General features: G+C 68.7%; 24 protein-coding genes and 2 pseudogenes. 20 read left to right on the forward strand and 6 right to left on the reverse strand.

The features are described from left to right. Positions 1–278: 278 nt before the first annotated feature. The 5 genes and pseudogenes from rplS to K0O62_RS11110 all read left to right on the forward strand — a co-directional run bounded on the left by rplS (position 279) and on the right by K0O62_RS11110 (position 2,879). Positions 279–620, forward strand: a complete 342-nt coding sequence (gene rplS / locus K0O62_RS11090) for a 50S ribosomal protein L19 (protein ID WP_073856043.1) — start codon at positions 279–281, stop codon at positions 618–620. 82 nt (positions 621–702) lie between these two features. Then, positions 703–1,530 carry a signal peptidase I gene (lepB, locus tag K0O62_RS11095; protein ID WP_073856044.1) on the forward strand — a complete coding sequence of 276 codons (828 nt, stop codon included), beginning with the start codon at positions 703–705 and terminating at the stop codon, positions 1,528–1,530. An 11-nt stretch (positions 1,531–1,541) separates the two neighbouring features. Continuing rightward, a complete protein-coding gene (locus K0O62_RS11100; RefSeq protein WP_073856045.1) occupies positions 1,542–2,270 on the forward strand; it encodes a ribonuclease HII in 729 nt (242 codons plus the stop codon). Further along, positions 2,267–2,572 (forward strand): DUF2469 domain-containing protein, encoded by a 306-nt coding sequence (locus tag K0O62_RS11105; RefSeq protein ID WP_019511324.1) that lies wholly within the window; start codon positions 2,267–2,269, stop codon positions 2,570–2,572. Before K0O62_RS11100 ends, K0O62_RS11105 begins: the two co-directional genes overlap by 4 nt. 45 nt (positions 2,573–2,617) lie before the next feature. Further along, a pseudogene (locus K0O62_RS11110) lies at positions 2,618–2,879 on the forward strand (nitroreductase/quinone reductase family protein). On the opposite strand, the gene K0O62_RS11115 reads toward K0O62_RS11110, so the two are convergent. Continuing rightward, positions 2,876–3,571: a dienelactone hydrolase family protein gene (locus K0O62_RS11115; protein ID WP_073856046.1), complete on the reverse strand. Its 696-nt coding sequence runs from the start codon at positions 3,569–3,571 to the stop codon at positions 2,876–2,878. The pseudogene K0O62_RS11110 and the gene K0O62_RS11115 sit on opposite strands and share 4 nt — an antisense overlap. A gap of 33 nt (positions 3,572–3,604) precedes the next feature. Between K0O62_RS11115 and K0O62_RS11120 the strand changes: the two genes are divergently transcribed. The 3 genes from K0O62_RS11120 to K0O62_RS11130 all read left to right on the forward strand — a co-directional run bounded on the left by K0O62_RS11120 (position 3,605) and on the right by K0O62_RS11130 (position 6,341). Further along, positions 3,605–4,270: a hypothetical protein gene (locus tag K0O62_RS11120; RefSeq protein ID WP_131817391.1), complete on the forward strand. Its 666-nt coding sequence runs from the start codon at positions 3,605–3,607 to the stop codon at positions 4,268–4,270. A 12-nt stretch (positions 4,271–4,282) separates the two neighbouring features. Continuing rightward, entirely contained in the window at positions 4,283–5,482 is a 1,200-nt protein-coding gene (locus K0O62_RS11125; protein WP_073856048.1) for a CoA transferase, read from the forward strand. A gap of 61 nt (positions 5,483–5,543) precedes the next feature. Further along, positions 5,544–6,341: an acyl-CoA thioesterase gene (locus tag K0O62_RS11130; RefSeq protein ID WP_073856049.1), complete on the forward strand. Its 798-nt coding sequence runs from the start codon at positions 5,544–5,546 to the stop codon at positions 6,339–6,341. Here the strand turns inward: K0O62_RS11130 and K0O62_RS29085 are convergent. Together K0O62_RS29085 and K0O62_RS11140 are read right to left on the reverse strand one after the other, a co-directional pair. Continuing rightward, positions 6,332–8,800 (reverse strand): annotated as a pseudogene (locus K0O62_RS29085) (AMP-binding protein); the annotation flags it as partial. The gene K0O62_RS11130 and the pseudogene K0O62_RS29085 sit on opposite strands and share 10 nt — an antisense overlap. Before the next feature lie 144 nt (positions 8,801–8,944). Beyond that, positions 8,945–10,075, reverse strand: coding sequence for an acyl-CoA dehydrogenase family protein (locus K0O62_RS11140; RefSeq protein ID WP_073856051.1), 1,131 nt, complete (start codon positions 10,073–10,075; stop codon positions 8,945–8,947). Positions 10,076–10,195: 120 nt separating this feature from the next. On the opposite strand from K0O62_RS11140, the gene K0O62_RS11145 reads away from it, so the two are divergent. The 11 genes from K0O62_RS11145 (at position 10,196) to K0O62_RS11195 (ending at position 21,479) form a co-directional block, all read left to right on the forward strand. Next, entirely contained in the window at positions 10,196–11,371 is a 1,176-nt protein-coding gene (locus K0O62_RS11145; RefSeq protein WP_073856052.1) for an acyl-CoA dehydrogenase family protein, read from the forward strand. A gap of 37 nt (positions 11,372–11,408) precedes the next feature. Beyond that, complete coding sequence (locus K0O62_RS11150; protein WP_073856053.1) at positions 11,409–12,257, forward strand: MlaE family ABC transporter permease; 849 nt, start codon at positions 11,409–11,411, stop codon at positions 12,255–12,257. Continuing rightward, entirely contained in the window at positions 12,257–13,111 is an 855-nt protein-coding gene (locus K0O62_RS11155) for an ABC transporter permease (protein ID WP_073856054.1), read from the forward strand. The genes K0O62_RS11150 and K0O62_RS11155 overlap by 1 nt, the downstream gene beginning before the upstream one ends. Before the next feature lie 4 nt (positions 13,112–13,115). Continuing rightward, positions 13,116–14,474 (forward strand): MlaD family protein, encoded by a 1,359-nt coding sequence (locus K0O62_RS11160; protein WP_073856055.1) that lies wholly within the window; start codon positions 13,116–13,118, stop codon positions 14,472–14,474. After that, positions 14,471–15,508, forward strand: coding sequence for an MCE family protein (locus K0O62_RS11165; RefSeq protein ID WP_073856056.1), 1,038 nt, complete (start codon positions 14,471–14,473; stop codon positions 15,506–15,508). The genes K0O62_RS11160 and K0O62_RS11165 overlap by 4 nt, the downstream gene beginning before the upstream one ends. A 7-nt stretch (positions 15,509–15,515) precedes the next feature. Continuing rightward, entirely contained in the window at positions 15,516–16,550 is a 1,035-nt protein-coding gene (locus K0O62_RS11170) for an MCE family protein (RefSeq protein WP_073856057.1), read from the forward strand. Continuing rightward, on the forward strand, positions 16,550–17,653 hold the full coding sequence (locus K0O62_RS11175; RefSeq protein WP_372512829.1) for an MCE family protein: 1,104 nt from the start codon (positions 16,550–16,552) through the stop codon (positions 17,651–17,653). The genes K0O62_RS11170 and K0O62_RS11175 overlap by 1 nt, the downstream gene beginning before the upstream one ends. Then, on the forward strand, positions 17,650–18,873 hold the full coding sequence (locus tag K0O62_RS11180) for an MCE family protein (RefSeq protein WP_073856059.1): 1,224 nt from the start codon (positions 17,650–17,652) through the stop codon (positions 18,871–18,873). Before K0O62_RS11175 ends, K0O62_RS11180 begins: the two co-directional genes overlap by 4 nt. Further along, the gene (locus K0O62_RS11185; RefSeq protein WP_234800069.1) at positions 18,873–20,123 is read left to right on the forward strand and encodes an MlaD family protein; all 1,251 of its coding nucleotides are present in this window, start codon (positions 18,873–18,875) and stop codon (positions 20,121–20,123) included. The genes K0O62_RS11180 and K0O62_RS11185 overlap by 1 nt, the downstream gene beginning before the upstream one ends. A 22-nt stretch (positions 20,124–20,145) precedes the next feature. Then, positions 20,146–20,730, forward strand: coding sequence for an Rv1363c family protein (locus K0O62_RS11190; protein ID WP_073856208.1), 585 nt, complete (start codon positions 20,146–20,148; stop codon positions 20,728–20,730). 68 nt (positions 20,731–20,798) lie between these two features. Then, a complete protein-coding gene (locus K0O62_RS11195; protein ID WP_234800070.1) occupies positions 20,799–21,479 on the forward strand; it encodes a DUF3298 domain-containing protein in 681 nt (226 codons plus the stop codon). On the opposite strand, the gene K0O62_RS11200 is transcribed toward K0O62_RS11195, so the two are convergent. Together K0O62_RS11200 and K0O62_RS11205 are read right to left on the reverse strand one after the other, a co-directional pair. After that, on the reverse strand, positions 21,469–21,900 hold the full coding sequence (locus K0O62_RS11200) for a DUF2599 domain-containing protein (protein ID WP_234800051.1): 432 nt from the start codon (positions 21,898–21,900) through the stop codon (positions 21,469–21,471). The two genes, K0O62_RS11195 and K0O62_RS11200, sit on opposite strands and share 11 nt — an antisense overlap. 42 nt (positions 21,901–21,942) lie before the next feature. Then, the gene (locus tag K0O62_RS11205) at positions 21,943–23,424 is read right to left on the reverse strand and encodes an aldehyde dehydrogenase family protein (protein ID WP_073856061.1); all 1,482 of its coding nucleotides are present in this window, start codon (positions 23,422–23,424) and stop codon (positions 21,943–21,945) included. 151 nt (positions 23,425–23,575) lie between these two features. Between K0O62_RS11205 and K0O62_RS11210 the strand changes: the two genes are divergently transcribed. Then, positions 23,576–24,325 carry a FadR/GntR family transcriptional regulator gene (locus K0O62_RS11210; protein WP_234800052.1) on the forward strand — a complete coding sequence of 250 codons (750 nt, stop codon included), beginning with the start codon at positions 23,576–23,578 and terminating at the stop codon, positions 24,323–24,325. Between the two features lie 23 nt (positions 24,326–24,348). Here the strand turns inward: K0O62_RS11210 and K0O62_RS11215 are convergent, their stop codons facing one another. Further along, positions 24,349–25,557 (reverse strand): CaiB/BaiF CoA transferase family protein, encoded by a 1,209-nt coding sequence (locus K0O62_RS11215; protein ID WP_073856063.1) that lies wholly within the window; start codon positions 25,555–25,557, stop codon positions 24,349–24,351. Between the last annotated feature and the right edge of the window lie 4 nt (positions 25,558–25,561).

Raw genomic sequence — 25,561 nt, forward strand, 5'->3', positions numbered from 1 at the left:
GGACCCGGCCACGCTGTCGGTTCGTCTACCCCGGATGCAGGTAGCCTAATCGTCGGCTGCAGGGTGTGCGCGCTGCGGACCGGCACGGCGTTTCGGGGCATGGATAGGCCCGCGATTTCGCCTGCCGCGCCTCGTCTGGCACAATTGAGCAGTTGCCTGCGCAGGCTCGGTCCTGCCGCGGAGACAAACACAGTCAGATCCGCCCGAATACGTCGGCTCGGTTGCGCGAACGTCAGCGCCGCCCGTGAAGAGCCGCCAACAGCAAGGAAGAGTCACCGATGAACACGCTTGACTTCGTCGACAAGGCGTCGCTGCGCGACGACATCCCGGCTTTCGGTCCCGGCGATACCGTCAACGTGCACGTCAAGGTCATCGAGGGCTCCAAGGAGCGCATCCAGGTCTTCAAGGGTGTCGTGCTGCGCCGCCAGAACGGTGGGGTCAGCGAGACCTTCACCGTCCGCAAGGAGAGCTACGGCGTCGGCGTCGAGCGGACCTTCCCGGTGCACTCGCCCAACATCGATCACATCGATGTGGTGACCCGCGGCGACGTGCGTCGCGCCAAGCTGTACTACCTGCGCGAGCTGCGCGGCAAGAAGGCGAAGATCAAGGAGAAGCGCTGACGCCGGTGACAGGTGTGTCGATCCCGACACGCTTGCCCATGCTGACGGGCCGCCATCCGGCCGCGCTGGCTACCCTGATGCCGTGACCGACGACGCCGAAGACTCTGCCCGCACCGCCCGGTCCGATTCGGACACCGAGACCGGTGAGGATGCCGAGCAGGAGCCGAAGAAGAAGCACGGCGCGCTGCGTGAGGGTGCCATCCTGGTCACCATCGCGTTGGTTCTCTACTACGTGATGCTGACCTTCATCGCGCGCCCGTACCTGATTCCGTCGGAATCGATGGAGCCCACGCTGCACGGTTGCCCCGGCTGCGTCGGCGACCGGATCATGGTCGACAAGCTCACCTACCGGTTCAGCGAGCCCGAACCCGGCGACGTCGTCGTCTTCAAGGGCCCGCCGAACTGGAACATCGGGTACAAGTCGATCCGTTCGGACAATCCGGCGATCAAGTTCGTGCAGGACGCACTGTCCTTCGTCGGCTTCGTGCCGCCGGACGAGAACGATCTGGTCAAGCGGATCATCGCGGTCGGTGGCCAGACGGTGCAATGCCGTGCGGACACCGGATTGACCGTCGACGGCAAGAAACTCGTCGAGCCGTACCTGGATCCGGTGACGATGAACGCCGACTCCGAGGTCTACCCCTGCCTGGGCAATGAGTTCGGCCCGGTGAAGGTCCCCGAGAACAAGCTGTGGGTGATGGGGGACAACCGCACGCACTCCGCCGACTCGCGGTCGCGCTGCACGAATCAACCCGGCGACGCCCAGCGCGGTCTGCTGTGCACCGGTGACCCCGAAGCGGGCACCGTGCCGGTGGACAACGTGATCGGCAAGGCCCGATTCATCGCCTGGCCGCCGTCGCGGTGGGGTGGCGTGAGCAGCGTGAACCCGCAGACGGCCTCGGCCGATTAGGAGTTCCGGCGTTGCCGGCGAGTTGGCCCCCCAGAACAGTGATCCGCAGGTCGGGCCTGCGGACCCTGGAGTCCGCGCTGTACCGCAGCGGCCTCGGCCCGGTCGCGGGTGTCGATGAGGTCGGCCGCGGGGCGTGCGCCGGACCGCTGGTGGTGGCCGCCTGCGTGCTTGGACCCAACCGCTTGACAAGTCTTGCCGCGCTGGATGATTCGAAGAAACTCAGCGAAGTCGAACGGGAGCGGCTGTTCCCGCTGATCCGCCGCTACGCGCTGGCCTACCACGTGGTGTTCATCTCCTCGGAGGAGGTTGATCGCCGCGGCGTGCACCATGCGAACATCGAGGGCATGCGCCGCGCGGTGGCCGGCTTGCCGGTCCGGCCGGGGTACGTGCTCTCGGATGGGTTCCGGGTGCCCGGGCTGCCGATCCCGTCGCTGCCGGTCATCGGTGGAGACGCCGCGGCCGCCTGTATCGCCGCGGCCAGCGTGCTGGCCAAGGTGAGCCGGGACCGGCTGATGGTGGAGATGGACCGCGAGTATCCCGGATACCGCTTCGCCGAACACAAGGGCTACATCACGCCGGTGCACACCGCAGCGCTGGCGGAACTCGGGCCGTGCCGCCAGCACCGCTATTCGTTCGTGAACGTGCGTCGGATCGCGGGACCGGGTGCGCCGCGGTTGGATGGCGAAGCCCTGTGCGGGATGATGGAGCACAACCTAGACGAAGGACAGCAGAGCAGATGAGTGCCGAGGATCTCGAGAAGTACGAAACCGAGATGGAGCTCTCGCTGTATCGCGAGTACAAGGACATCGTCGGTCAGTTCAGCTACGTCGTGGAGACCGAACGCCGGTTCTACCTGGCCAACAGCGTGGAAATGGTGCCCCGCAACGCCGACGGCGAGGTGTATTTCGAGTTGCGCCTCGCCGATGCCTGGGTGTGGGACATGTACCGCCCGGCGCGCTTCGTCAAGCAGGTGCGCGTCATCACCTTCAAGGACGTCAACATCGAAGAGGTCGAGAAGCCCGAACTGCGGCTGCCGGACTGAGCGGTCCCGGGAATAGCCGGCCGCCCGTCGCGGTAGATACCGGTTATGGACAAAGCCGCATTCGACGAGATGAATGGCTCCGTGATCGAGGAGTTCCGCGCCACCGGCGGGCGGGCAGGCGGGGTGTTCGAGGGCAAGCCACTGGTGCTGGTGCACCACACCGGCGCCGTATCGGGTAAGCAGCGGATCGCTCCGCTGGTGCCGCGACGAGATCTACGCCAAGCAGGTTGAGGTCGAACCGCAGTTCGGTGAGTACCAGCGGAAGACGGTCCGGGTGATCCCGGTCGTGGAACTGGTGCGGGCCTAACCGCGCAGGTGCTCGTCGAAGAACGCGAACACCCGCTGCCAGGCGTCCTCGGCGACGGCCTCGTTGTACCCGAATCCGGTGACCCGCAGCAGCGACTGGGCGGGCAGCTGGTTGGCGAAGCTGTGTCCGGCGCCCGGGTAGACCTTGATGTCGGCGGCGATACCGTGCGCCGCGACGGCCCTGTTCAGCTTCGCCGGCGCGCCCCGGCCGAGCGGGTCGCGGGCGCCGAAGCTGGCCACGATCGGGCAGGCGCCCTGCAGAGTCTGCTCCAGGTTCTTCGGCAGCGGCGTCCCGTAGAACGGCGCGGACGCGCCGAAACCCGCCGGCGACATGATGAGCGCGAACTGTCCGCCCATGCAGAAACCGGCGATGCCCACCGTGCCGGTGCAGTCCGGGCGGCCCTGCAGGTAGTCGCGGGCCGCGGCGATGTCCTCGATGGCCGGGCCCTGTTTGGTCAGCGCCGCGCGCATCACCGTGCTGATGCAGCGGGCCCGTCCGCCGCGCGCGTACAGGTTCGGGGTGACGGCCAGGTACCCGGCGGCCGCGATGCGCTCGGACACCGCCTCCTTGTCGGGCTGGTAACCGATGGCGTCGTGCACCACCACCACGCCGGGCCACGGGCCGTCGCCCTCGGGGATGTCGACGAGCGCGTCGATGGGACCGGCCGGGGTGTCGAGCTCGATCGAGGGCATCCCCCAAATCTAGAGGCCGTAATGTCACCTGTCGTGTCCGAATCCGTCGAACTGGCATCCCGGGTCGTCACCGCACTGCGGGTGCTACGTGAGGCAGGGGAGGTCCCGTTGCGCTGCAACAAGGGCCCGATCCGCACCGCCATCGCCGCCGCCGTGCGGGCGCTCACCGAAGACAACCTGGGGGCCAAGGTGCGGCCCTGGCATCTGTCGGCGCTGCGCCGCCGGGCCGCCGAACTCGGGCCGGTGACCGGCGCTGTCGCCGTGCACCTCGATGAGGCGGTGCTGGTCGCCGAGCTGCTGCCGAACCGCGACCGGATCCTGCTGTGCGGGGACGAGGACCACTGGCGCCTGGTCCGTTTCCTGGACCCTGCCGAGGCCACCGACGAGGTCCGGTTGGTCCCGGAGACCACCCGCGAGATCACCCTCGACGGCTTCTCACCCGATGCGGTGCTGGCCGCACTGGGCATCACCCTGCCCGACGATGTGGAACTGGACATCGAATCCGCGGACCTCGGCCGGGGCGAGACCCGGACGGTGTTGCGCTACCTGTTCACCGATGCCGGCCGCTCGGTGCTGGCCGAGGAGATCACCGACGGCGCGACTCCCACCTGGAGTCGATTGCGCGGCGTGCTCATCGACGGCGGCCGCGGCGCGCTGGTCACCGCGAACCGGGACGGCGCCCGGCTGATCATGGGTTGATAGCTTGGCCCGGTGAGTGGTGAGGCGCAGGGGCCCCTGGCGGGCGTACGGATCATCGAGATATCCAGCTTCGTGGCGGTGCCCCTGGCGGGGATGACGCTGGCCCAACTGGGGGCGGAGGTGATCCGGGTCGATCCGGTCGGCGGCGCCGCCGACTATAAGCGCTGGCCCGTCACCGAGGACGGCGACAGTATCTACTGGGCCGGGCTCAACAAGGGCAAGCGGTCGGTCGCGGTCGACATGCGTGCCCCCGAGGGCCAGAAGCTGATCCGTGAGTTGATCGCCGAGGCCGGCGTGCTGATCACCAATGTGGCCGGCCGGCCGTGGCATTCCTACGAGGAGCTGGTCGGGCTGCGCCCGGATCTCATCCACGTCGAGATCTCCGGGCGCGCCGACGGTTCCACCGGGGTGGACTACACCGTCAACGCCGCGGTCGGGTTCCCCCTGGTGACCGGGCCCGCCAACCTGTCCACCCCGGTCAACCACGTGCTGCCGGCCTGGGATGTGGCGTGCGGGCTGTACGCGGCGCTGGCGGTGTCCACCGCGGTGCGCCACCGCGAGCTCACCGGTGCCGGCCAACGGATCGCCATCCCGCTGGAGAACGTCGCCCTGGCCACCGCCGGGAACCTGAGCTTCCTGACCGAGGTGATGGTCGGCGGTACCGAACGTCAACGGATCGGCAACTCGTTGTACGGCCAGTACGGGCAGAACTTCACCAGCCGCGACGGCGTGGTGTTCATGCTGGTGGCCCTCACCGGCCGGCATTTCCGCGATCTGACCGAACTGACCGGCACCGCCAAAGCCGTTGCCGCGCTGGGCGAGGCGCTGGGCGCCGACTTCACCGACGAGGGCGACCGGTACCGGCATCGAGACGCACTCACCGGTCTGTTCACGTTGTGGTTCGCCGAGCGCAGCGCCGAGGAGGTGAGCGCCGCGCTGTCGCAGACCTCGGTGCTGTGGGAGCGCTACCGCAGCTTCGCCGAGGTCGCCACCGACGAGCGGGTGACCGCCAACCCGCTGTTCACCGAACTGGACCAGCCGCGGATCGGGCAGTACCTCGCACCCGGCCTGCCGATCTCCATCGACGGCGGTTACCCGGCTGCGGTTGCCGCCCCGGCCCTCGGTGATCACACCGCGCAGGTGCTGCGCGAGCGACTCGGTCTGAGCGCCGACGACATCGACCGGCTCACCGGGTCCGGCACCGTCGCATGAGCGACGCTTGCGGAGCGAATATGAGTCCGGAATGCAAGACCCGAGCCTGCGAGGGGATTGCATGAGCGCGCTGCTGGACCTGCTGACCTTGACACCCGACGGCGAGGACGGCTGGGTCGGCCCCGGTGCCGGACCGGTCGGCAAGCGGTCCTTCGGCGGGTTGTTCGCCGCGCAGAGCCTGGCCGCCGCCTGCTGCTCGGTCGCCGGTGACAAACGACCCACCAACATGCACCTGCAGTTCCTGCGCGGCGGCGAGGCCGGGGACAGCTCGGACTACCGCGTCGAACGGATCTACGACGGCCGGACCGCCGCGGCGCGCCGGGTCGAGACCCGCCAGCACGGGCGACTGCTCAACACCGCCACGGTGTCGTTCTCCGTCCCGCTGGCCGGACCCGAACACGGCATCCGGTCGTCGATGCCGGCGCATCCGGACACCCTGGAGCAGACCGGCCCGCCGGGCCCGGCGCCGTCACTGCCGCTGGACGAACTCGATATCCGCGTCGCGGACGACCGCTCCGGCGGGGAGTTCGTGCGGCGGATGTGGTGGCGTACCCGGTTCGACCTGCCCGCGCAGGATCTGCTGCACACCCTGGTCGCGGTGTACGTCACCGACCTGTACGGCATCGACCCGATTCTGCAGGTGCACGGCCACGCGATGGCCGCCCGCACCCACCGCGGCGGGACCACCGACTCGTCGATCTGGTTTCACCAGCCGCTGCGGGCCGATCAGTGGAATCTGCTGGAGTCGCGCTCCCCGGCGGCGGCCGGCGGCCGCGGCGTGGTCACCGCGTCGCTGGTCCGCGAAGACGGGGTCATCGCCGCCACTGTCGTCCAGGAGGGCCTGGCCGCCGACCGCTGACGGATCCGGCGGCGCAGCATCGTCATCAGGTAGGTCAGCGCGATGCCGACCAGCAGGGAGGCGATCACCCCGGCGACGCGGTGCTCCCCGAACAGCGGGTACACCTGGTAGTGGGTCAGATAGGTGTACAGCGACGCCTCCGCCAGCACCGCCGCCGCCGCGCTCACCGGGGCGGGGCAGCGGATCGCCGGCACCCAGATCAGCAGGGCGAGCCCGCCGAACACCAGCATCTCGCGAACCGTGTTGTGCCCGAAGTAGCCGTGCAGGGCGCCCGCCAGCACGCACGTGATCGCGGCCCGCTGCCAGAACGTGGTGGCCTTGGACACCGCCCAGCCCGCCGCGAAGAACCAGAACGCCAGCATGGTGAACATGGCGTCGCGCACCGGGTACGGGCCGAAAACCTGGTAGCGCAGCGCCAGTCCGATCACCAGGAAGACGACCGCGAAGGTGAACGGGTGACGGCGCTCGGTGCGGTCCATCCCGGGCAGCCACAACAGGCAGGCCAGCAGCACCAGGATCCACACCAGCACCTCGATGAACCACAGCCGGCCCGAGGTCATGCTGTCGGGGGGCCCGAGGAACTTGTCGGCCAGCAGCAGGTTGGTCAGGTGGTAGTGGTCGGTGAACAGCAACGCCCATGCCACCCATGCCACCGTGGGCACCACGATCCAGCCGATCGTGCTGCGCAGGTGCCCGATCCGTTCCCGGCGTCCGACGGCGGTCAGACAGAACCGGCCGAAGTTGTAGCCGGCGACACCGAGCAGGATGTGCGCCCCGCCCCACATCTGGAACAGTTCGGCGTGCGATCCGACGATGAGCACGATCGCGGCGGCCCGCAACGCGACGCTGGTCTCCAGGGTGGTGCCCCAGCGTCGCTTCGGGGTGCCGATGCCCTCCAACTCGCGCAGCGAGAGCTGCTGCCACTGGGCCGGGAGTGTTCCCAACGCCTTCTCCAGCCGCACCGACATGGACACATAGATCAGCGAGTTGCCGCCCAGGTCGACGAAACTGGCATCGGGGTCGATGGTGTCGGGGTCCAGGTGCAGCACGTCGGCGAACACCTCCCGCAACTGGGTCCCGGCCCGGACCGGCGGGGCCAGCGCACGCACCGCCGGGTAGTCCGGTTTCCCGGACGACAGCATCGGCAGTTCGTCGACGGTGATGGCGCGCACCGACCCGCCGGGTACTCCGGTGATGTCGGTGACCGCAGCGCGGACCGCATCGGCCGGGTGCGTCGCGGCGATGACGAGGGTGTCCTCATCGGCCGCACACAGCGCCGCGATGCCACGCTCGCGCAGTTCGGTCTCCACCCGGGCGAGGTCGATGCGTAGACCGAACATCTTGACGAACCGATTGGCCCGGCCCACCACCTCGAAGAGACCGTCCGGAGCACGCCGGGCCAGATCGCCGGTGCGCAGCTCGTCGACCCCGGGCCCCATGGCGAGGTCGGCGATGCTCTGGGCGTAGCCCATCATCACGTTCGGCCCGCGGTAGACCAGTTCGCCGATGTCGCCGTCGCTGTCGTGCTGATCTCCCGTCGCTTCGCTCGCCCAGGAGAGATCGATGCGCAGCTCGCCGCCGGGGATGGCGCGACCGATGGCGGTGGGCCGGCCGGCCGCCAGCTCGGGCGGCAGGTACGCCATCCGGGCGGTGGCCTCGGTGGCGCCGTACATCACGTACAACTTCCAGCCTCGGCGCTGTCCCAGCATGGCGTACTGCTGCACCCGCTGCGGCGCCAGCTTGCCGCCGGCCTGGGTGATGTAACGCAGGTGCGGCAGCCGCATCTCGGCGAAGCCGATGCGCTCCAGCAGGTCGAACGTGTACGGCACACCGGCGAACGAGGTGCCGCGGTGCCGCCGGAACAGGTCCCAGAAATCCTCTTCGATGACCGACAGGTCGGTGAGGATCAGCGCCGCCCCACGCAACAGGTGGCTGTGGACCACCGACAGTCCATAGCAGTAGGACATCGGCAATGTGGTTGCCGCGCAGTCGGTCTCGCGGATGTCGAGGTACTCGGCAATGGAGCGGGCGTTGGCCAGCAGATTCGCCCCCGACAGCCGGACCAGCTTGGGGGAGCCGGTACTGCCCGAGGTGGACATCAGCAGGGCGAGATCGGGATGCAGCGTGTGGCCGCCCGGCGCGCGGTGGTGGATCCCGGCCGCATCGATCACCAGATCGGGCCGGTAGGTGCCCAGCAGATCGGTGTGATCGCTGCCCGGGGGTGCCGGCAGCACGACATGCCCGGCGGCCAGGGCGGCGAGGTAGCGCACCAGGGTGGTGATGTCGTTGGTGGTCTCCAGCAGCACCAGTTTCCGGTCGCCGCCGAGGTCGTCGGTGGCGACGTGGTGCACCCGGTCGGCCAGCTCGCGGTAGGTCAGGGTCGCACCGGCGGTGTGCACCGCGGGGCGGTCACCGAAACTGTGCAGGTGAGCGACGAGATCGTGCCGGACGGAGTTCACAGCAGACCCGGCGGAGCGGCCGCGGGTCCGGGGACCCTGCCACGGCTTGCGGCGACCGCGGGGGACAGTTCCGGCGTAAACATGCTGTTCGGCAGTCTATCGGAGGCGCCGCGGTCGAAGTTCCGGCATCGTCAGCGCCGGTGGTCAGGACGCTGACCGGGCCTCCAGCGTCTGGCACAGCAGTTCCCGGTGGTGTGCGGAATCCCCGGACAGCAGCGCGTTCACCCGGGCCCTCCGGATGTAGAGGTGCAGATCGTGCTCCCAGGTGAAGCCGATGCCGCCGTGCAGTTGCAGTGCGTTCCCGGCGATGCGGCCGATGGCGTCGGATACGTAGACCTTGGCCACACTGACCGCGTGCGCGGCGTCGGCCTGATCGCTGTCCAGCGCCATCGCCGCGTAGTAGGTCGCCGCGGTACAGGCCTGGACCCAGATCCGCATATCCGCGCACTGGTGCTTGACGGCCTGGAAGCTGCCCACCGGTCGGCCGAACTGAACCCGGTCGGTGACGTAGTCCACGGTCATCGCCAGCATGCGCTCGGCGATGCCGACCAGTTCGGCGCACAGCAGCACGGTGTGCAACCGCATCGTCGCGGCCAGTGAGTCACGCGCGGCAAGGCCGGCGGCGCACAGCGCGTCGGCCCCCACGGCGACCCCGTCGAAGGTGACATCACAGTAGCTGCGGGTGACGTCGAGGGTGTGCTGGCGGCTGATCCGTACCCCGGTGGCATCCGTGGGTACCACGAAACGGGCCGGCTCGTCGTCGTCGAGCAGCGCGTCGACGACCATGAACTGGGCCGTATCCGCATCGTGCACAGTCACTTTGGAGCCGCTGATCAGATAGCCGTCGCCGTTGCGCCGGGCCCGGGTGCCGACGCCGGTGGCCGCCCACGGCTGCCCGTACTCGGCGAAGGCCCAGGTTGCGGTGATATCTCCCGCCGCGATCGACTGCACCAGCTCCGAGGACTGCTCATTGTCGCTGCGGCTGAGCGCATCCGCAGCGACCACGGTCGGGATGAACGGGGTCGCCGCCAGGCTGCGGCCCAGTTCGGCGGCGACCAGGGCCAGGTCCACACATTGCTGGCCCAGGCCGCCGTCGGCCTCGGCGATGGCCAGGGCCGGCCAGCCGAGTTCGGTGCCGCGCCGCCACAACTCGGCATCCACGCGGGTCTCGCTGTCGATGAGGGTGCGGGCGTTGCCGGTCGCCGACCTGCTCGCGAGCAGAGATCGGGTGGAGTCGACGAGACCGCGCTGCTCGTCGGTGAGCTCGAAATCCACAAGCTGCTCCTTTTGCCGGAATGCGGTCTTCGGGGACGGGCATTGCAATAACCGCCCCCAACATACAGGATACTGATTAAGGTAAATCAGGATCCGTCGCTGTGGATAGGGGAGGTTGCCGTGCACCTCGGGCAAGACGCAGAACTCGATGTACTGCGTAAGCGTGTCCGCGAACTCGCATCTCGGCACGCACCGCCGAGGCACGGGCGCACCGGGGTCCGGGCGCCGGAGCCCGAGCAGGTTCCCGCGTTGCGGAAGTGGACCGGCATGCTGTTTGCCGAGAACCTGCTCGGAGTGCACTGGCCGGTCGAGCACGGCGGACTCGAGGATCCGCATCCGCTGCACGAATCGGTGGTGACCGATGAGCTGATCAGAGTCGGCGCGGCCGGTCCGGTCGGTGGCGGGCTGCTCGCCGCCGCGGCGATCATCGCGTCGGGCAGCGCGGCGCAGAAGGATTTCTTCCTACCCAGAATCCGTTCAGGTGAGGACATCTGGTGTCAGCTGTTCAGCGAACCGGACGCGGGCAGCGATCTGGCGGGACTGCGGACAAAGGCCCGTCTGGACGGCGACGCCTACGTGGTCGACGGGCAGAAGGTGTGGACCACCAACGGCCAGCACGCCGACCGGGGTTATCTGCTGGCCCGCACCGATCCCGACGCGCCCAAACACGCCGGTATCACCGCATTTGCTCTGGACATGAACACGCCGGGCGTGACGGTCCGCCCGCTGCGGGAGATCACCGGCACCTCGGACTTCAACGAGGTGTTCCTCGACGGGGTGCGGATCCCGGCTGACCGGGTGATCGGCGGGGTCAACCAGGGTTGGGCCGTCACCACCACCAGCCTTGCCCACGAACGGTCCAGCGCGGGTAGCGGCGCTTCGCTGTTCGGTGCACTGGACAGGTTGGCCCGGCTGGCCGGTGAGATCACCCGGGATGGTTGCCCGGCAATCGATCGCGATGACGTCCGCCAGGTCATCGGTGGCTTCGTCGCCGACGTGCACGTGAACTCCTTGGTGTCGGCCTTCGGGGACAGTCGCGCCCTGCACGGCAGCGGTGATGTTGCCGACGCCCCGGTGTCGAAGATCCTGTTCAGCGAGATCAATTTGGCCCTGCACGAATACGGCATGCAGTTGCAGGGCCACGACGGTGTGCGGGTGGAGGGCGATCCGCTGGTACACGACAACGGGTGGTGGCAGGACGCGTTCCTGTACGGAAGGGCGTTCACCATCGCCGGCGGCACCAACGAGGTGCTCCGCAACCTGATCGCCGAGCGGGCACTGCGGCTGCCCAGGTGACCTCCGGGCCGTCCGACGTTCGAAAGGGAGGGGCGAATTGGCGACACCGCCGCAACCGCCGTCACCGGTCGGTGACATCACCCGGTGGACGAGGGGCTACGTCGACCGGCACCCGGTCGCCTCGCTGGAAACTGTTGGTCTGCAGTGCATCCTGGGACTACGTGCGCTGCAGTACCTGATCCTCGACATTGCCCGGTGGCGGTTCTCCTTCGCCGAGTTCGTCCACCAGGCGGCGTTCATGGCCTCCACGGCCATGCTGCCGACGATGTGCGTGGCCATCCCCATCGGCGTCACCCTGCAGATCCAGTTCGCCCTGCTGGCCGGTCAGGTCGGCGCCACCTCACTGGCCGGTGCGGCCAGCGGGTTGGCGGTCATCAAACAGGGCGCCCCGCTGGTGGCGGCGCTGCTGATGGCCTCCGCCGTCGGCTCGGCCATCTGCGCCGACCTCGGGTCGCGCACCATTCGTGAGGAAGTGGATGCCCTTGAGGTACTGGGCATCTCGGCGGTGCGACGGTTGGTGGTGCCACGCTTGGCGGCGGCCATCGTGGTGAGCGTCGCGCTGACCGGGCTGGTCTGCTTCATCGGGTTCCTGGCCGGGTACCTGTTCAACACGTTTGTCCAGGAGGGCGCGCCGGGCAGCTTCGTGACCACGTTCGCCTCGTTCGCGACGGTGGGGGACCTGGTGCTGACCCTGATCAAGTCGGTGGTGTTCGGCGCCATCGTCGCCATCGTCGCGTGCCAGAAAGGGTTGAGCACCAAGGGCGGTCCGGCCGGCGTGGCCAACTCGGTCAACGCCACCGTGGTGGCGTCGATCCTGCTGCTGATGATCACCAACGTCGTCTTCACCCAGATGTATGTGTTGCTCTTCCCCAAGGCGGCTCTGTAGTGGCGGCGCCGTACTACCCCCGCGGGGTCCGGCCGTTCGTCTCCGCGACCACCGCCATCGGGGACCTCGGTGTCCGGCTGGGCCACATGCTCACCTTCTTCATCCATGCGGTGGCGGCCGTTCCGGTGGCCCTGACCCGGTACCGCAAGGCGTTTCTCACGGTGCTGTCCGATGTCACCTGGGGCAACGGCTCGATCGTGGTCGGCGGCGGCACCGCCGGGGTGATCATCGTGCTCGGCGCCACCGCCGGGGCGATCGTGGGCATCGAGGGCTATCAGGCGCTGCACCTGCTGGGCATGGAACCCGCGGCCGGACTGCTGTCCTCGACCGTGTCCACCCGCGAGCTGGCGCCGATCATGGCGGCGCTGGCGTTCGCCGCCCAGGCCGGCTGCCGGTTCACCGCCCAACTCGGGTCGATGCGGATCTCCGAGGAGATCGACGCCATGGAATCACTTGCCATCCGCCCGATTCCGTATCTGGTGACCACCCGGCTGTTGGCCTCGGTGCTGGCCATCATCCCGCTCTACATCCTGTGTCTGGTGGTCAACTACGCGGCGGTGCAGACCATCGTGACGTTCGCCGGCGGCCTGTCCGGCGGCACCTTCGACCACTACTTCCGGCTGGTGCTGACCGGCACCGACATCGTCTACTCGGTGGGCAAGGCGATCGTCTTCGTCATCATCACCTCGACGATCCAGTGCTACTACGGCTATTTCGCCAGCGGCGGTCCGCAGGGGGTCGGCGTCGCCGCGGGCCGGGCCATGCGGGCCAGCATCTCGGTGATGATCATCGCCAACCTGCTGCTCACCATCGGGCTGTGGGGCATCGGTTCCGGCGCACGGCTGGGCGGCTGATCGGATGACACAGCGCCTCGAATCCGCGGAACGGGCCTACTCCAGGGGCCAGTTGCTGCTGCGTGGGCTGGCGCTGCTGACCGTCACCCTCGTGCTGTCCGCGGTGGCCATCGCCAAGTCCGAGGGCGTGTTCTCCGACCGTGTCGAGGTCACCGCCATGCTCGGCAACGTCGGTGACGGGTTGCCGTCGGGATCGGACGTCAAGTTCCGGGGCGCGCTGGTCGGCACCGTCGAGGATGTGTCACCCTCGATCGACGGGCGCCCCAACGAGGTCGTCCTGAGCCTGGATCCGCACTTCGCACAAGCCATCCCGGCCAATGTCACCGCCCGGGTGGTGCCCAGCAACGTGTTCGCGGTGTCCTCGATCCAGCTGGTCGACAACGGTCCCGCACCCACGCTGCGCGCCGGATCGCAGATCACCCAGGACGAGAGCCTGGCCACCGTGCAGTTCCAGACCGCGCTGACCAAACTGCGCGATGTGATGGCCGCGGCCGGGCGGCCCGGGTCCGACAACACGGTCGGGGTACTGGCCGCGGTGGCCGAGGCCACCAGCGGGCGCGGTGAGGAACTGTCCCGGGCCGGCGGCGGCGCCAACCGGATCGTCAAGGAACTCAACGCCCAGATGGCCGCCGGCGGCGACGAGCCGACGCTGGCGGTGCTGTCCGAGGCGTTGGAGGGGTTGCAGGGCTCGTCCCCGGAGCTGGTGGAGGCGGTGCACAACGCGGTGGTGCCGATGCGCACGGTGGCCGAGAAGCGCCGGGAACTGGCCAGGTTCCTGTCCGCCGGGCACACCACCTTCGGCACCGTCGGTGAGGCCTTCGAGAACAACACCGACAACCTCATCGTGATCACCACCGGGCTGTCCCCGGTGCTCGGCGTGCTCGCCGACGCCGAGCCGGAATACGCGCCCATGGTCACCCGGATCCATGATGTGGTGAACCGGTTCTTCACCCACGTGTGGAAGGCCGACCGCAACACCGCCGTCGGCAAGTTCCTGCTGGTCTTCACCCCCAACAAGATGTACACCCGGCAGGACTGCCCACGGTACGGGCACCTGGAGGCGCCGAGCTGCCGGACCGCGCCGCTGACCACCGACCCGCCGGTGCTGCCGCGGGTGGCCGACCCCCGCAATTATCCACCGCCACCGCCGATGTCGGGCGGCAACGTCGGTTCGGTCGGCAGCCCCGCCGAACGCGCGCAGTTGGCCGAGATTCTCGGCCCGGAGCCCAACGCGGTCTCCGAGCTGCTGCTCGGGCCGGTGGCCCGGGGCAGCACCGTGCAGGTGATCCCAGATCCGGCCGGGACCGCCGCCGGCCCACCGCCGGCCGCCGAGGCCGCGCCGCCGACAGGGGGCCGACCGTGAGCTATCGTCGCCCGCTGATCTGGCTGTGCGTGTTCCTGGCCGGGTGTTTCGCCCTGATCTGGACGGTGTTCGTCACGCTGCAACGCAATGTCAGCGGCAGCACCGACTCCTACACCGCGCTGTTCACCGACGTCTCCGGGCTCAAGGTCGGTGACGAGGTACGCATGGCCGGGGTCAAGGTGGGCCGCGTCGATACCGTCGGCCTCGATGGCGGCCTGGCCCGCGTCGGCTTCCGGGTGGAATCCGACAAGGCGCTCTACGGCAACACCCGGGTGTCCATCGATTACCAGAACATCATCGGACAGCGCTACGTCGGACTGTCCCTTGCCGAGTTCGGCGACCCTCAGGAGCTGGCGCCCGGCGCGCTGATCCCGGTGGCACGAACCCAGCCCTCCTTCGACATCTCCAAGCTGCTCAACGGGTTCGAGCCACTGTTCGCGCTGCTCAACCCGCACCAGGTCGACAATCTGACCACCGCGATCGTGCGGGCCATGCAGGGCGACGCCGGATCGGTCACCACCCTGATCGCCGAGACCACCCGGCTGGCCGAATCGTATTCGGGCACCGATCAGATCCTCGACGGGGTGCTGGCCAACCTCGACACCGTCCTCACCTCGGTGGCCGAGCGCGGCGGCGACCTGGATTCCACCATCGTCTCGGCCAAGTCCCTGTTCGACGGATTCGCCGTCCGCCGAGAAGAATTCGTCACCTCGCTGGATCAGGCCTCGATCGTCGCGCAGCGGTTGTCCAACGTGATCGGTGACGTACAGCCGGACCTGCAGGAGTGGCTGGCCCGCGAACCCGGGTTCGCCAAGCACTTCATGGAGGACAAGCAGGGCTTCGCCTACATGGCGTTCAACACCCCGCTGATGCTCAAGGGTTTGGCCCGGATGAGCCAGACGGGCTCGTATCTGGACGTGTACGCCTGTGACCTGACGGTCAGTCAGTTCCCCCGGATCGACAGCCTGATCGCCCAGATCGTCGCGTCCGGCACACCCGGCGGTGTGTCGCAACGGAGTTCGAAGTGCCGGTGAGAATGCCATGAGAATCAGGGAATCGCTGCGCCGGCCGGTGGAAAGCCACGGCCCGTTCCGGCTCGGGGTGATCACGGTGGCGATCATCGCTCTGGTGCTCGGCAGCGCTCTCGGGCTCGGCAATCTGGGGCTGGGCAAGACCCTCTACACCGCCGAATTCGCGCAGGCGGCCGGCATCTCCGCCGGCGATCAGGTGACGGTCGCCGGGGTGCGGGTCGGGGCCGTCAAAGGTCTGCGGCTGGAGGACGACCACGTCGCGGTCACCCTGGAGGTCGAGAACGGGGTGCCTCTCGGGGCGTCGACGCGCGCCGCGGTCAAACTGACCACCCTGCTGGGCGCCCGTTACGTCGACCTGCAGCCGGGCGGGTCCGGCGAGCTGACCGATGACCGGATTCCGTTGTCCCACACCGAGGTACCCTATGACCTGCAGGCCGCTCTGCAGGACGCGACCACCACCTTCGAGGCCGTCGACGCGGAGAAGATCGCCCAGTCGATGACCAGCCTGTCCGAGCAGTTGCAGGGCGCCCCGGAGATCCTGCCGCAGGCGCTGGACAACATCGAGCATCTGTCCTCGGTGATGTCGGCCCGGCGCGACGAGATCGGTGATCTGCTGCGCAGCACCCAACGGGTGGCCGAACTGCTGGGCAACCAACAGCGCAGCCTCGGTCTGCTGATCACCCAGGGCCACGAGGTGCTCAGCGATCTGGCGGCGCGCCGGCAGATGATCGTGCGGTTGATCGACGCGACCACCAAACTCGTCGACGAACTGCAACCGGTGCTGATCGGTAGCCGGCCGCAGGTCGACGAACTGCTGCGCAACCTGGCAGGGATGCTCTCGGCCGTCGGCCGCAACGACGCGCTGCTGCGCAACACCCTGCAGATCCTGCCGGTCCCGATCCGCAACTTCGCCAACGCCACCGGCAACGGCAACGAGTTCGATTTCACCTCCTCCGGCGGCACCATGATCGACTCCTGGATGTGCGCGATCAGCGGCCGGGCCATCCAGTTCAACCTGCCGCACTACTTCCAGGACTGCCGATGATGCGCGGCCCGGTCACCAAGCTGCTCGCCGTCGTCGCCATGACGCTGGCCGCGTGCGGGTGCTCCGGTGGCCCGCTGGTGGCCCTGGACCGCGGTATGACGATCACCGCGCACTTCGACAACGCCAGCGGCCTGTACGAGGGCAACGCGGTGGCCATCCTGGGCATGCCCGTCGGCAAGGTCGAAAAGATCGTGCCCAGGGGCGAATACGTCGACGTCACCATGCACATCGACGGCGGGGTGAGGATCCCCGCCGACGCCCAGGCGGTGACCCTGTCCACCTCGATCCTCACCGACCGGCACATCGAGTTCACCCCGGTGTACCGGGGCGGACCGATGCTGGCCGACAACGACCACCTGAGCCTGTCCCGCACCCGCACCCCGGTCGAGTTCGACCGGGTACTGGCCATGGTGGACAAACTCGCCGTCCAGATGCAGGGCGATGGCGGGGGATCGGGCCCGATCGCCGACCTGCTCAACGTCAGCGCCGCGATGACCGGCGGTAACGGGCCCAAGATCCGGTCGGCCCTCGGCGAGCTGTCCACCGCACTGAAGATGAGCGAGGAACGCGGCCAACCCACCGGCGACGCCATCACCACCATCGTCAAGAATCTGGACCGGTTGAGCACGGCGGCCGCCGACAACGACCGGACCATCCGCGAATTCGGCACGGCCATGCGACAACTGACCGCGGTGCTGGCAGGCGAGCGGCTGGGCAGCGGGTCGACCGGCGCCCAGATCAACCAGGTGCTGACCGCGACCACCGATCTGCTGGAGGTCAACCGGGAGACCCTGAGGTCGACGGTCGGCGGTACCGAGACCGTCACCCGGGCCATCGCCGAGTACCAGCGGGAGATGGCCGAGGTGCTCGACCTGGTGCCGATGGTGCTGGACAACGTCTACAACATGATCGACCACGAGAAGGACGCCATCCGGGCGCACCCGACGCTGGACAAGATCGAGTTGAACGGGCAGTTCACCAAGGAGGTGTGCAACCTGCTGGGGTTGCGCCAGCTCGGGTGCGCCACCGGCACCGTCGCAGACTTCGGACCGGATTTCGGGGTGACGACCATGCTCGAGGGATTGGCAGGGCTGGGGTCATGAGAAGACACCCGGCGATTCGGCGGGCACTGACCGGCCTTGCGGCCACCTGCACTGCCGTCGCGTTGACCTCGTGCTCGGTCGGCCTGGACGAGCTGCCGCTGCCCGCTCCGTCGGCCGGGCAGCAGACCTACCCGATCGGTGCGACCTTCACCGATGCGCTGAACCTGCCCGCCAAGGCCAAGGTGCGCCTGTCCGGTGCCGATGTCGGCGAAGTGGAGTCGATGGAGGCCCACGACTACACCGCCGTGGTCACCCTGCGAATCGCCGCCGATGTCCGGATTCCGGCGGGCACCAAGGCCGAATTGCGGTCGGCGACCCCGCTCGGCGACGTCTTCGTCGCCCTGACGCCGCCACCGGATCTCGGCGCCGGTGCACCGATGATGCGGCCCGGCGACACCATCGGATTGGCGTCCACCACCTCCGCGGCCTCGGTGGAAGAGGTGCTCAGCACGGCGGCGCTGCTGGTCAACGGCGGGGCGATCCGCAACCTCACCAAGGTGATCAACGGGATGGGGGAGGCCGTCGGCGGCAAGGGCGAGGACCTCCACCGATTCATCGACGAATCCACCCGGCTGATCGACAGCCTGTCGCAGCGGTCGGTGATCATGAAGCGGGCACTCACCCAGACCGGGGACGTGGCCGCGGTCCTCGCACAACGCCAGGAGTCGATCAACGAGGCCATCGAGGCCGCCGGGCCTGCGCTGGGCACGCTGGCCGGCAACACCGACCACATCGTGGATCTGGTCGCCCAGGTCAACCGGATCATGCTGCAGCTGGCCAAGTTCCCGTCGGTGCGTGGTGAACAGACCCGCAGCATGATGGCCGACCTCAACCGGCTCTCGGCCGGGATGAACGCGGCGTCGGTGGCGCCGGGCGCTTCGCTGGCCAGATTCAACACACTGTTCGGGCCGGTCCTCAAACTCACCAACTCCACCTCCGCGCACGTCGACATCGACCTGGCCGATCTGGCGGTCGGCGCCTTCGCCGACCCGTACCACCCGGCCGACCCCGGCAGCCGCGCCCCGACCCGGGAGGACTTCCGCAACATGGTCGGCAGCATCACCTACGAGCTGATCAAGGTGCGCGACAAGTTCTGGGGTGCCCCGACCCCGCCGCCGGGGAATGTGCCACCGCCCAACCTGATCGGCCCGGCACCGCATGCGCTCACCCCGGCGCCGCCGCCACCGGGACTGCCCGGGCGGTCGGGGGGTACGCCGTGATCCGCGGGCTGCTGAACGCCCTGGGCTACGCCCGGGAACGCCGGCTCGGGCTGTCGGCGCTGGCGCTGCTGATGATGTTCGTGGTCGGGGTGGTGTACCTGCTGTTCGGCACGCTGAGGATGGATCCGGCGCGATCGGACAAGCTGGTGCGCGTGCACCTGGCCGAGACCGGGGGGCTGCTGCCGGGCCAGGACGTGACCCTGCGCGGGGTCCCGGTCGGCCGGGTCCGGTCCATCGATCTGTCCGGTGACGGTGTGGTCGCGGTCGCCGCCCTGCACCCGGACACCGAGATTCCGACCGACAGCGAGGTGCGGGTGTCGGCGCTGTCCCCGGCCGGTGAGCAGTACCTGGACTTCCGGGCCAACCGCAACGACGGCCCCTACCTCGATGACGGCAGTGAAATCGACCGCAGTGCAACGAGTACGCCCGTGACCCTGGGCACGTTGCTGGGCAACCTCGACGGCACCTTGCAGCAGATCGAGACGGCCAAGCTCGGCGCGGTTCTCGACGAGCTGCGGGTCGGCCCGGAGGGCAGCGCCAAGCTGGCGGCGATCCTGGACGGCGGCGCGTTCCTGGTCTCGACGCTGGATTCGGTGCTGCCGCAGACGGTCAGCCTGTTCAACACCAGCCGTGTGGTGCTCGGCACCGTCCGTGATGTCAACCCCGGTTTGGCCGCCACCTCCAAGGACCTGAACTCGGTGCTCGGCGGGGTGCAGCGGATGGACGCCGGATACCGGACGCTGCTGGACCGCGGCCCGGACACGATGGCAGGGCTCGACGACATCGTCGCCGACAACTCGCCGACCATGGTGCAGCTGCTCGGCAACCTGACCACCGTCTCCCAACTGGCCTATCTGCGGGTTCCCGCGCTGGAGGAGTTCCTGTTCCCGCAGTACCGGGCCGGGTCGGCGCTGGAGGCGCTGGGCAGCAGCTTCCGGGACGGCGGGGTCTGGGGTGCGGTCAGTCTGTACCAACGGTATTCGTGCGACTACAACCTGCCGCACGCCCCGCCGACGGTGCCCGACCACCCGGAGCCGTACCTGTACACCTACTGCCCGAACCCGGACCCCAAGTATCTGGTGCGGGGCGCGCGCAATGCGCCCCGGCCGCCGGGCGACGACACCGCCGGTCCGCCGCCGGGTGCGGATCCGTTGCGCCGCGCCGATCCGACGCCGACCGGACCACTGACCATCCAGACCCCGTACGCGGGTCCGATCCTGCCGGTGCCGCCCGCCCCGAGTGGCCCGTGACGGCGAGAAGAGGAGTGAGCGCATGACTCGCGACGACGTGTCGACGCTGGATAAGACCGGCGAGAGCCCCGATGACACCGAAAGCCCTGTCCGCGAGCCGGACTCGACACCCCGGTCCGCGTTCGGGAACAGACGGTTGCTGGTGTCGGTGTCGGCAGGGGCACTGCTGCTGGTGGCCGCGGTGGTGACCGCCGCGGTGCTGGGCTGGCAGCTGCGTGAGCAACGAGCCGTCGCGGACGCCGGTCGGCAGGCGCTGGCGGCGGCCCAGGAGTACGCGCTCGTGCTCACCAGTGTGGACGCCGCGGCACTGGATCAGAAGTTCGCCGCCGCAGTCGACGGCGCCACCGGTGAATTCAAGGATATGTACCGCGAATCGAGCGCCCAGCTCAAACAGGTGCTCATCGACAGCAAGGCCAAGGCCGATGGCACCGTGATCGCCGCGGCCGTCGAATCGGCCACCACCGACAGGGTGGAGGTCATGCTGTTCGTCGATCAGGCGGTGACCAATGCGCTCAATCCCGAACCGCGGGTAGACCGTAACCGGATCATCATGACCATGGAGAAGGTCGACGGCCGCTGGCTGGCAGCCAACGTGGATCTGCCCTGACCCGGGAAGTGAGAACCGTGAACCTCTGCCGATCGGCCCGATGTGCCGTCGCAGTGCTGTCCGTGACGATGCTGTGGGCCGCCGTGCCCGCCGCCGTCGCCGAACCCGTATCCAACGGTGTCGGCTACACCGTGGTCCCGGCGCTGCTGGACGCGGAAAGCCCAGGCGGACTGGGGCATTGGACGGTCGAGTACGAGAAGCTGGCCGGCGGTGATCCGGTGGTGGCCGACGCGATCAACCGGATCCTCGACGACGAGGCGCACGGTCAGGTGTGGCTGTACGCTGCCAGCGCCAGCAAGACCTCGCCGTGGACCTTCCACACCCGGGGCCGGCTGGTGTTCCGGCCGGTCACCATCTCGGCGCTGTTCACCGGCGTGTACGACGCCGTGGACCTGCCGAACATGCCGGTCGACGCGGTCGCGACCCGGGTGTTCGACGCCCGCAGCGGTATTCAGATCGTCTGGAGCAACCTGTTCGTCGACGAGCGGGCCGGGCTGGCCCGGCTGGCGGAACTGACCCGGCAGATCCTGCCCGCCACCTATCCGACGCCGCCGCTGGGTGGCTGGGCCGAGTACGGCACCGCGATGGCGCCGATACCGCGCAACTACCGGTTCTGGATCCCGACCGACGCCGGGATCGAACTCCATTTCCCGGACCGGCAGTTCGGCCGGGGGCTGCGCGTCATCACGGTGCCATGGGCGGCCGTCGGCGATCTGATCGCACCGGAGTTCGCGGTGATCACCAGTTGAACACGTCATCCGGGTCGCCCGGATTGCAGCCCGAGTGCAGCAGGATGGTGTTGGACACCACCTGTCGCCACGGCTCCAGGTTCCAGGTGTCGACCTTGCCCGGGTTGGTGAACGTCGCGGACTGCCAGTAACAGAAGAACTGCTGCTGCATGGACAGCGTGTTGGCATCGGGTGCGTGCTCGAGCAGTTCGGCCCACGCGTCATGACTCTGGGCGCCGTTGGTGAACGGGCCGGCGGCGGCCCAACCCCACGCCGTCGGGTAGATCCGCAGGGTTGCCCGCTCACCGTGGTACTCCCAGACGGTGCGCTCGATGTACTGCGGTGAGCCGGGGGGTCGGGCCGGGAGCGGTGCCGCCACCGCCGGTGCGAGACCGGTGGCGGCCGCCGCGATGACGGTCGCGGCGATGAACATCGAGCGCATCATGGGCACCTCGTCAGTCGGCCGGTCGGAATTGTCTGTCCACTATCGGACCGGCCATTGCAGCGCCTTGTGCTGCAGGTACTCGGCCAGGCCGTATTCACCGAACTCCCGGCCGATACCGCTGTCCTTGTACCCGCCGAACGGGGCGGCCGGATTCAGTCCGCCACCACCACCGTTGATGACGACCATGCCGGTGCGCAGCCGGCGGGCGACCGCGGCGGCGCGCACCGGGTCCGCCGACCATACGCCGCCGGCCAGGCCGTACCGGCTGTCGTTGGCGATCCGCACCGCGTCGTCGTCATCGTCGAACGGGATGACCACGGCCACCGGGCCGAAGAACTCGTCCTGGGCGATGCGCATGCTGTTGTCGACGCCGACGAACAGGGTCGGCTCCAGGAAGAAACCGCGGTCCAGGTGCGCGGGGCGCTTGCCGCCGTAGGCGATCTCGGCGCCCTCTTCGACGCCGACGGCGATCAGCTGCTCCACCCGCGCGCGCTGTACCTCCCGGATCAGCGGGCCCACCATGCTGGCCGGATCGGCCGGGTCCCCGACCGAGATGAAGCCGAGCACACCGGTGATGCGGGCCACCAGATCGTCGTGCAGCGACCGGTGCACCAGGATTCTGGTCTGTAGGGCGCAGCCTTGCCCGGCATGTGTGATGAACCCTGCCAGAACGCTTTCCATCACATTGTCCAGGTTGGTGTCGTCGAGGATGATGTTCGCCGACTTGCCGCCCAACTCCAGGACGACCTTCTTGATGCCCTCCGCGCCCTGGGCGTACACCTTGCGGCCCACGGTGTCGGATCCGGTGAAGCTGACGAGGTCGACGCCGGGGTGGCGGGTGAGCCGCTCCCCGGCCGGGATGTCGCCGGTGACGATGTTCAGCACGCCCTGCGGAAGACCGGCGGCCTCGGCGATCTCGCCGAGGACCAGCGCTTCCAGCGGTGTGTACGGGGAGGACTTGAGCACCGCGGTGCACCCGGCCGCGAGCGCCGGGCCGAGCTTGGCCAGGTTGAGCAGGAACGGGAAGTTGAACGCGGTGATCAGCGCGGCGACGCCGTAGGGTTCGCGGACCACCATGCCCTGGCCGATGCCGTTGCCCATGATCGGGGCGACCGGATGCTCGAAGGGGAACTGGGGCAGGACCCGGTCCACCATGTCGCGGAAATGGTCGATCGGTGTGCCGACCTGCAGCACCTCCGCCAGCATCCGGGTGGATCCGGCCTCGGTGATGTTCAGCTCGACCAGTTCGGCTCGCCGGCGGTCGAGTTCGTCGGCCATTGCGCCCAGGATGCGCCCGCGCTCTGCGGGTTTCATGGTCGGCCACGGACCGTCGTCGAAGGCGCGGCGGGCCGCCCCGACGGCGGAGTCGATATCGGCCGGGGTCGCCTGGGGCACCTCGGCGATGGTCTCCTCGGTGGCCGGGTTGAGCACTGCGATGGTCTCGTCACCGGCGCCGTCGGTCCAGGCCCCGTCAATGAACAGGCCGCGGGTGGTCGGCTTGGCTGACGTCGCTGAGCTCATTCGAATTCTCCTTGATTCCGGGCACTGAGTAAGATCATTTGGGTAATGGGGAGAGTTCAGCTGATGATCTCAGCTGAGCGGCCGTGAGCGTCGAGGATTGGACTATCGGATGAACTCGGTGAACCGGCCGAACGGCACGAAACTGGTGCGCGTGCCGAAAACAGCTGAGCTCATTGCCGATCAGCTGCGCAGCAGCATCGTGCGCGGGGTGCTGAAGAAGGGTGATGCGCTGCCCACCGAGGTGGAGCTGGTCAAGCAGTTCGGGGTGTCGCGGCCCACCCTGCGCGAGGCGTTCCGCATCCTGGAGAGCGAATCCCTGATCGTGGTGCGCCGCGGGTCGCGCGGCGGCGTGCTGGTGTCCTCGCCGGAGATCTCGGTCGCGGCACGCGATTTCGGCCTGTTGCTGCAGATGTCGGGTACCACGCTGGCCGACGTCTACACGGCGCGCCGGGTGTTCGAACCGGCGGCCGCCGAGATGCTGGCGCGGCGTGCGACCGCTGAGGACGTGTCCGAACTGCGTGCTGCGGCAGGGGCTTTGGCGGTGCTGGTCAATGAGGGCACCGAGCAGGCGGACTTCGGTGAATGGTCGGCCGCGGCGTTCCGGTTTCACGACGTGATCCTGGAGCGGGCCGGGAACACCACCATGATGCTGTTCGGCGCGGTACTGCGCGAGGTCGTCACCCGGCACATGGCGCAGGCGGTCGCCCGCTCCACCGACCACGCCGAGATCGAGAAGCAGTTCAAGCACACCATCCGGACCTTCAACAAGTTCATCGTCCTCGTCGAGGCCGGTGATGTGGACGGCGCCCGCGATCTGTGGTCCGGCCACATGGACCGTGCCGGTCGCAGCATGCTGTGGGGTGAACTGGCCACCGAGACGGTCCTCGACCTCTACACCTGACCCCTGCACTTCCGGCACGACGCTCACCCCAGCGCGCCGCTGTCCCGCAGCGCGCTGATGTCATCCCAGCTCCAGCCGCTCTCCAGCAGCACCTCCTCGGTGTGCTGGCCGAGTTCGGGGGCCGGGCCGGCCGGGGCGCCCGGGGTGCCGTCGAACTGATACGGCGGGGACACCAACCGGAACGGGCGGCCGTCGGCGCCGGTCACGGTCGGCAGGTAGCCGTTGTCGGCGACCTGCGGGCTGTCGCAGAGTTCGTCGAATGTCGCTGCCGCGGACCAGACTCCGGAGAAACCGGCCAGGGCCTGCTTCCACTCGTCGAGGTTGCGGGCGCCGAACGTCTTGTCCAGTTCGGCGACACACGCCTCCCGGTTCACGAAGCGCTGCACGGCGTCGACGAAGCGGTCGTCGGCGGTCAGGTCCGGGCGGCCGAGCAGTTCGCACAGTTCAGCCCAGTACCGGTCGGCCTGCAGGCAGACCAGATTCAGCCACCGGTCGTCGGAGGTGCGGTAGGCGTTGACGATCGGGTTGGGCGCATCGTGGCGTTGCGGGCGGGGAATCTCGCCGCCACCGGCCGCGCTGGCCGCGATGTCCGGACTCATGGTCCACATCCCGGTGTTGAGCAGCGAGACGTCGACCACGCCGCCCTGGCCGGTGCGCTCGCGCCGGAACAGCGCCATGGCCACCGCGCCGGCCAGCGCGCTGGAGCCCTGCAGGTCGAAGAATGCGGCGGGCTGCGACGCCGGGGCCGCGGCGCCGGGGGAGGTGAGTTTGTTCTGTACCCCCGCCGCCGACCAGGCGGCGGCGGCATCGAATCCGCCGACATCGGCCTTGGCGCCGACACTGCCCCATCCGGTTCCGCGCACGTAGATCAGCCGGTCGTTGTCGGCGCGCAGATCGTCGACGTCGATGCCGAGCTTGGTGCGGACCTTGGGCAGATAACTGGTCAAGAACACGTCCGCGGACTCGGCCAACTGCAACAGGGTGGACCGGCCGTCGGGTGACGTCAGGTCCAGGGTGATGCTGCGCTTTCCCCGATTCGGCACCTGCAGAAAGGGATTGGGGGCCGAATCGTCGGCGTTGATGGCGTTGCGCAGCGCTCGCTGTGGGTCTCCGGTGGGGGGCTCCACCTTGATCACATCGGCGCCGAGATCGGCCATGATGGCCCCGGCCCCGGGCACGAACGTCCACGCCGCGACCTCGACGACGCGCACCCCTTCGAACGGTCCGGTCACTGGC

The sequence above is a fragment of the Mycolicibacterium diernhoferi genome, assembly GCF_019456655.1.
Lineage (GTDB): Bacteria > Actinomycetota > Actinomycetes > Mycobacteriales > Mycobacteriaceae > Mycobacterium > Mycobacterium diernhoferi.

Coding starts and splice junctions, on each gene's coding strand:
- K0O62_RS11180 (WP_073856059.1), top strand. CDS start 17,650: ATGAGAAGACACCCGGCGATTCGGCGGGCACTGACCGGCCTTGCGGCC.
- K0O62_RS11175 (WP_372512829.1), top strand. CDS start 16,550: ATGCGCGGCCCGGTCACCAAGCTGCTCGCCGTCGTCGCCATGACGCTG.
- K0O62_RS11200 (WP_234800051.1), bottom strand. CDS start 21,900: ATGCGCTCGATGTTCATCGCCGCGACCGTCATCGCGGCGGCCGCCACC.
- K0O62_RS11170 (WP_073856057.1), top strand. CDS start 15,516: ATGAGAATCAGGGAATCGCTGCGCCGGCCGGTGGAAAGCCACGGCCCG.
- K0O62_RS11195 (WP_234800070.1), top strand. CDS start 20,799: ATGCTGTGGGCCGCCGTGCCCGCCGCCGTCGCCGAACCCGTATCCAAC.
- rplS (WP_073856043.1), top strand. CDS start 279: ATGAACACGCTTGACTTCGTCGACAAGGCGTCGCTGCGCGACGACATC.
- K0O62_RS11115 (WP_073856046.1), bottom strand. CDS start 3,571: ATGCCCTCGATCGAGCTCGACACCCCGGCCGGTCCCATCGACGCGCTC.
- K0O62_RS11105 (WP_019511324.1), top strand. CDS start 2,267: ATGAGTGCCGAGGATCTCGAGAAGTACGAAACCGAGATGGAGCTCTCG.
- K0O62_RS11130 (WP_073856049.1), top strand. CDS start 5,544: ATGAGCGCGCTGCTGGACCTGCTGACCTTGACACCCGACGGCGAGGAC.
- K0O62_RS11160 (WP_073856055.1), top strand. CDS start 13,116: ATGACACAGCGCCTCGAATCCGCGGAACGGGCCTACTCCAGGGGCCAG.
- K0O62_RS11205 (WP_073856061.1), bottom strand. CDS start 23,424: ATGAGCTCAGCGACGTCAGCCAAGCCGACCACCCGCGGCCTGTTCATT.
- K0O62_RS11190 (WP_073856208.1), top strand. CDS start 20,146: ATGACTCGCGACGACGTGTCGACGCTGGATAAGACCGGCGAGAGCCCC.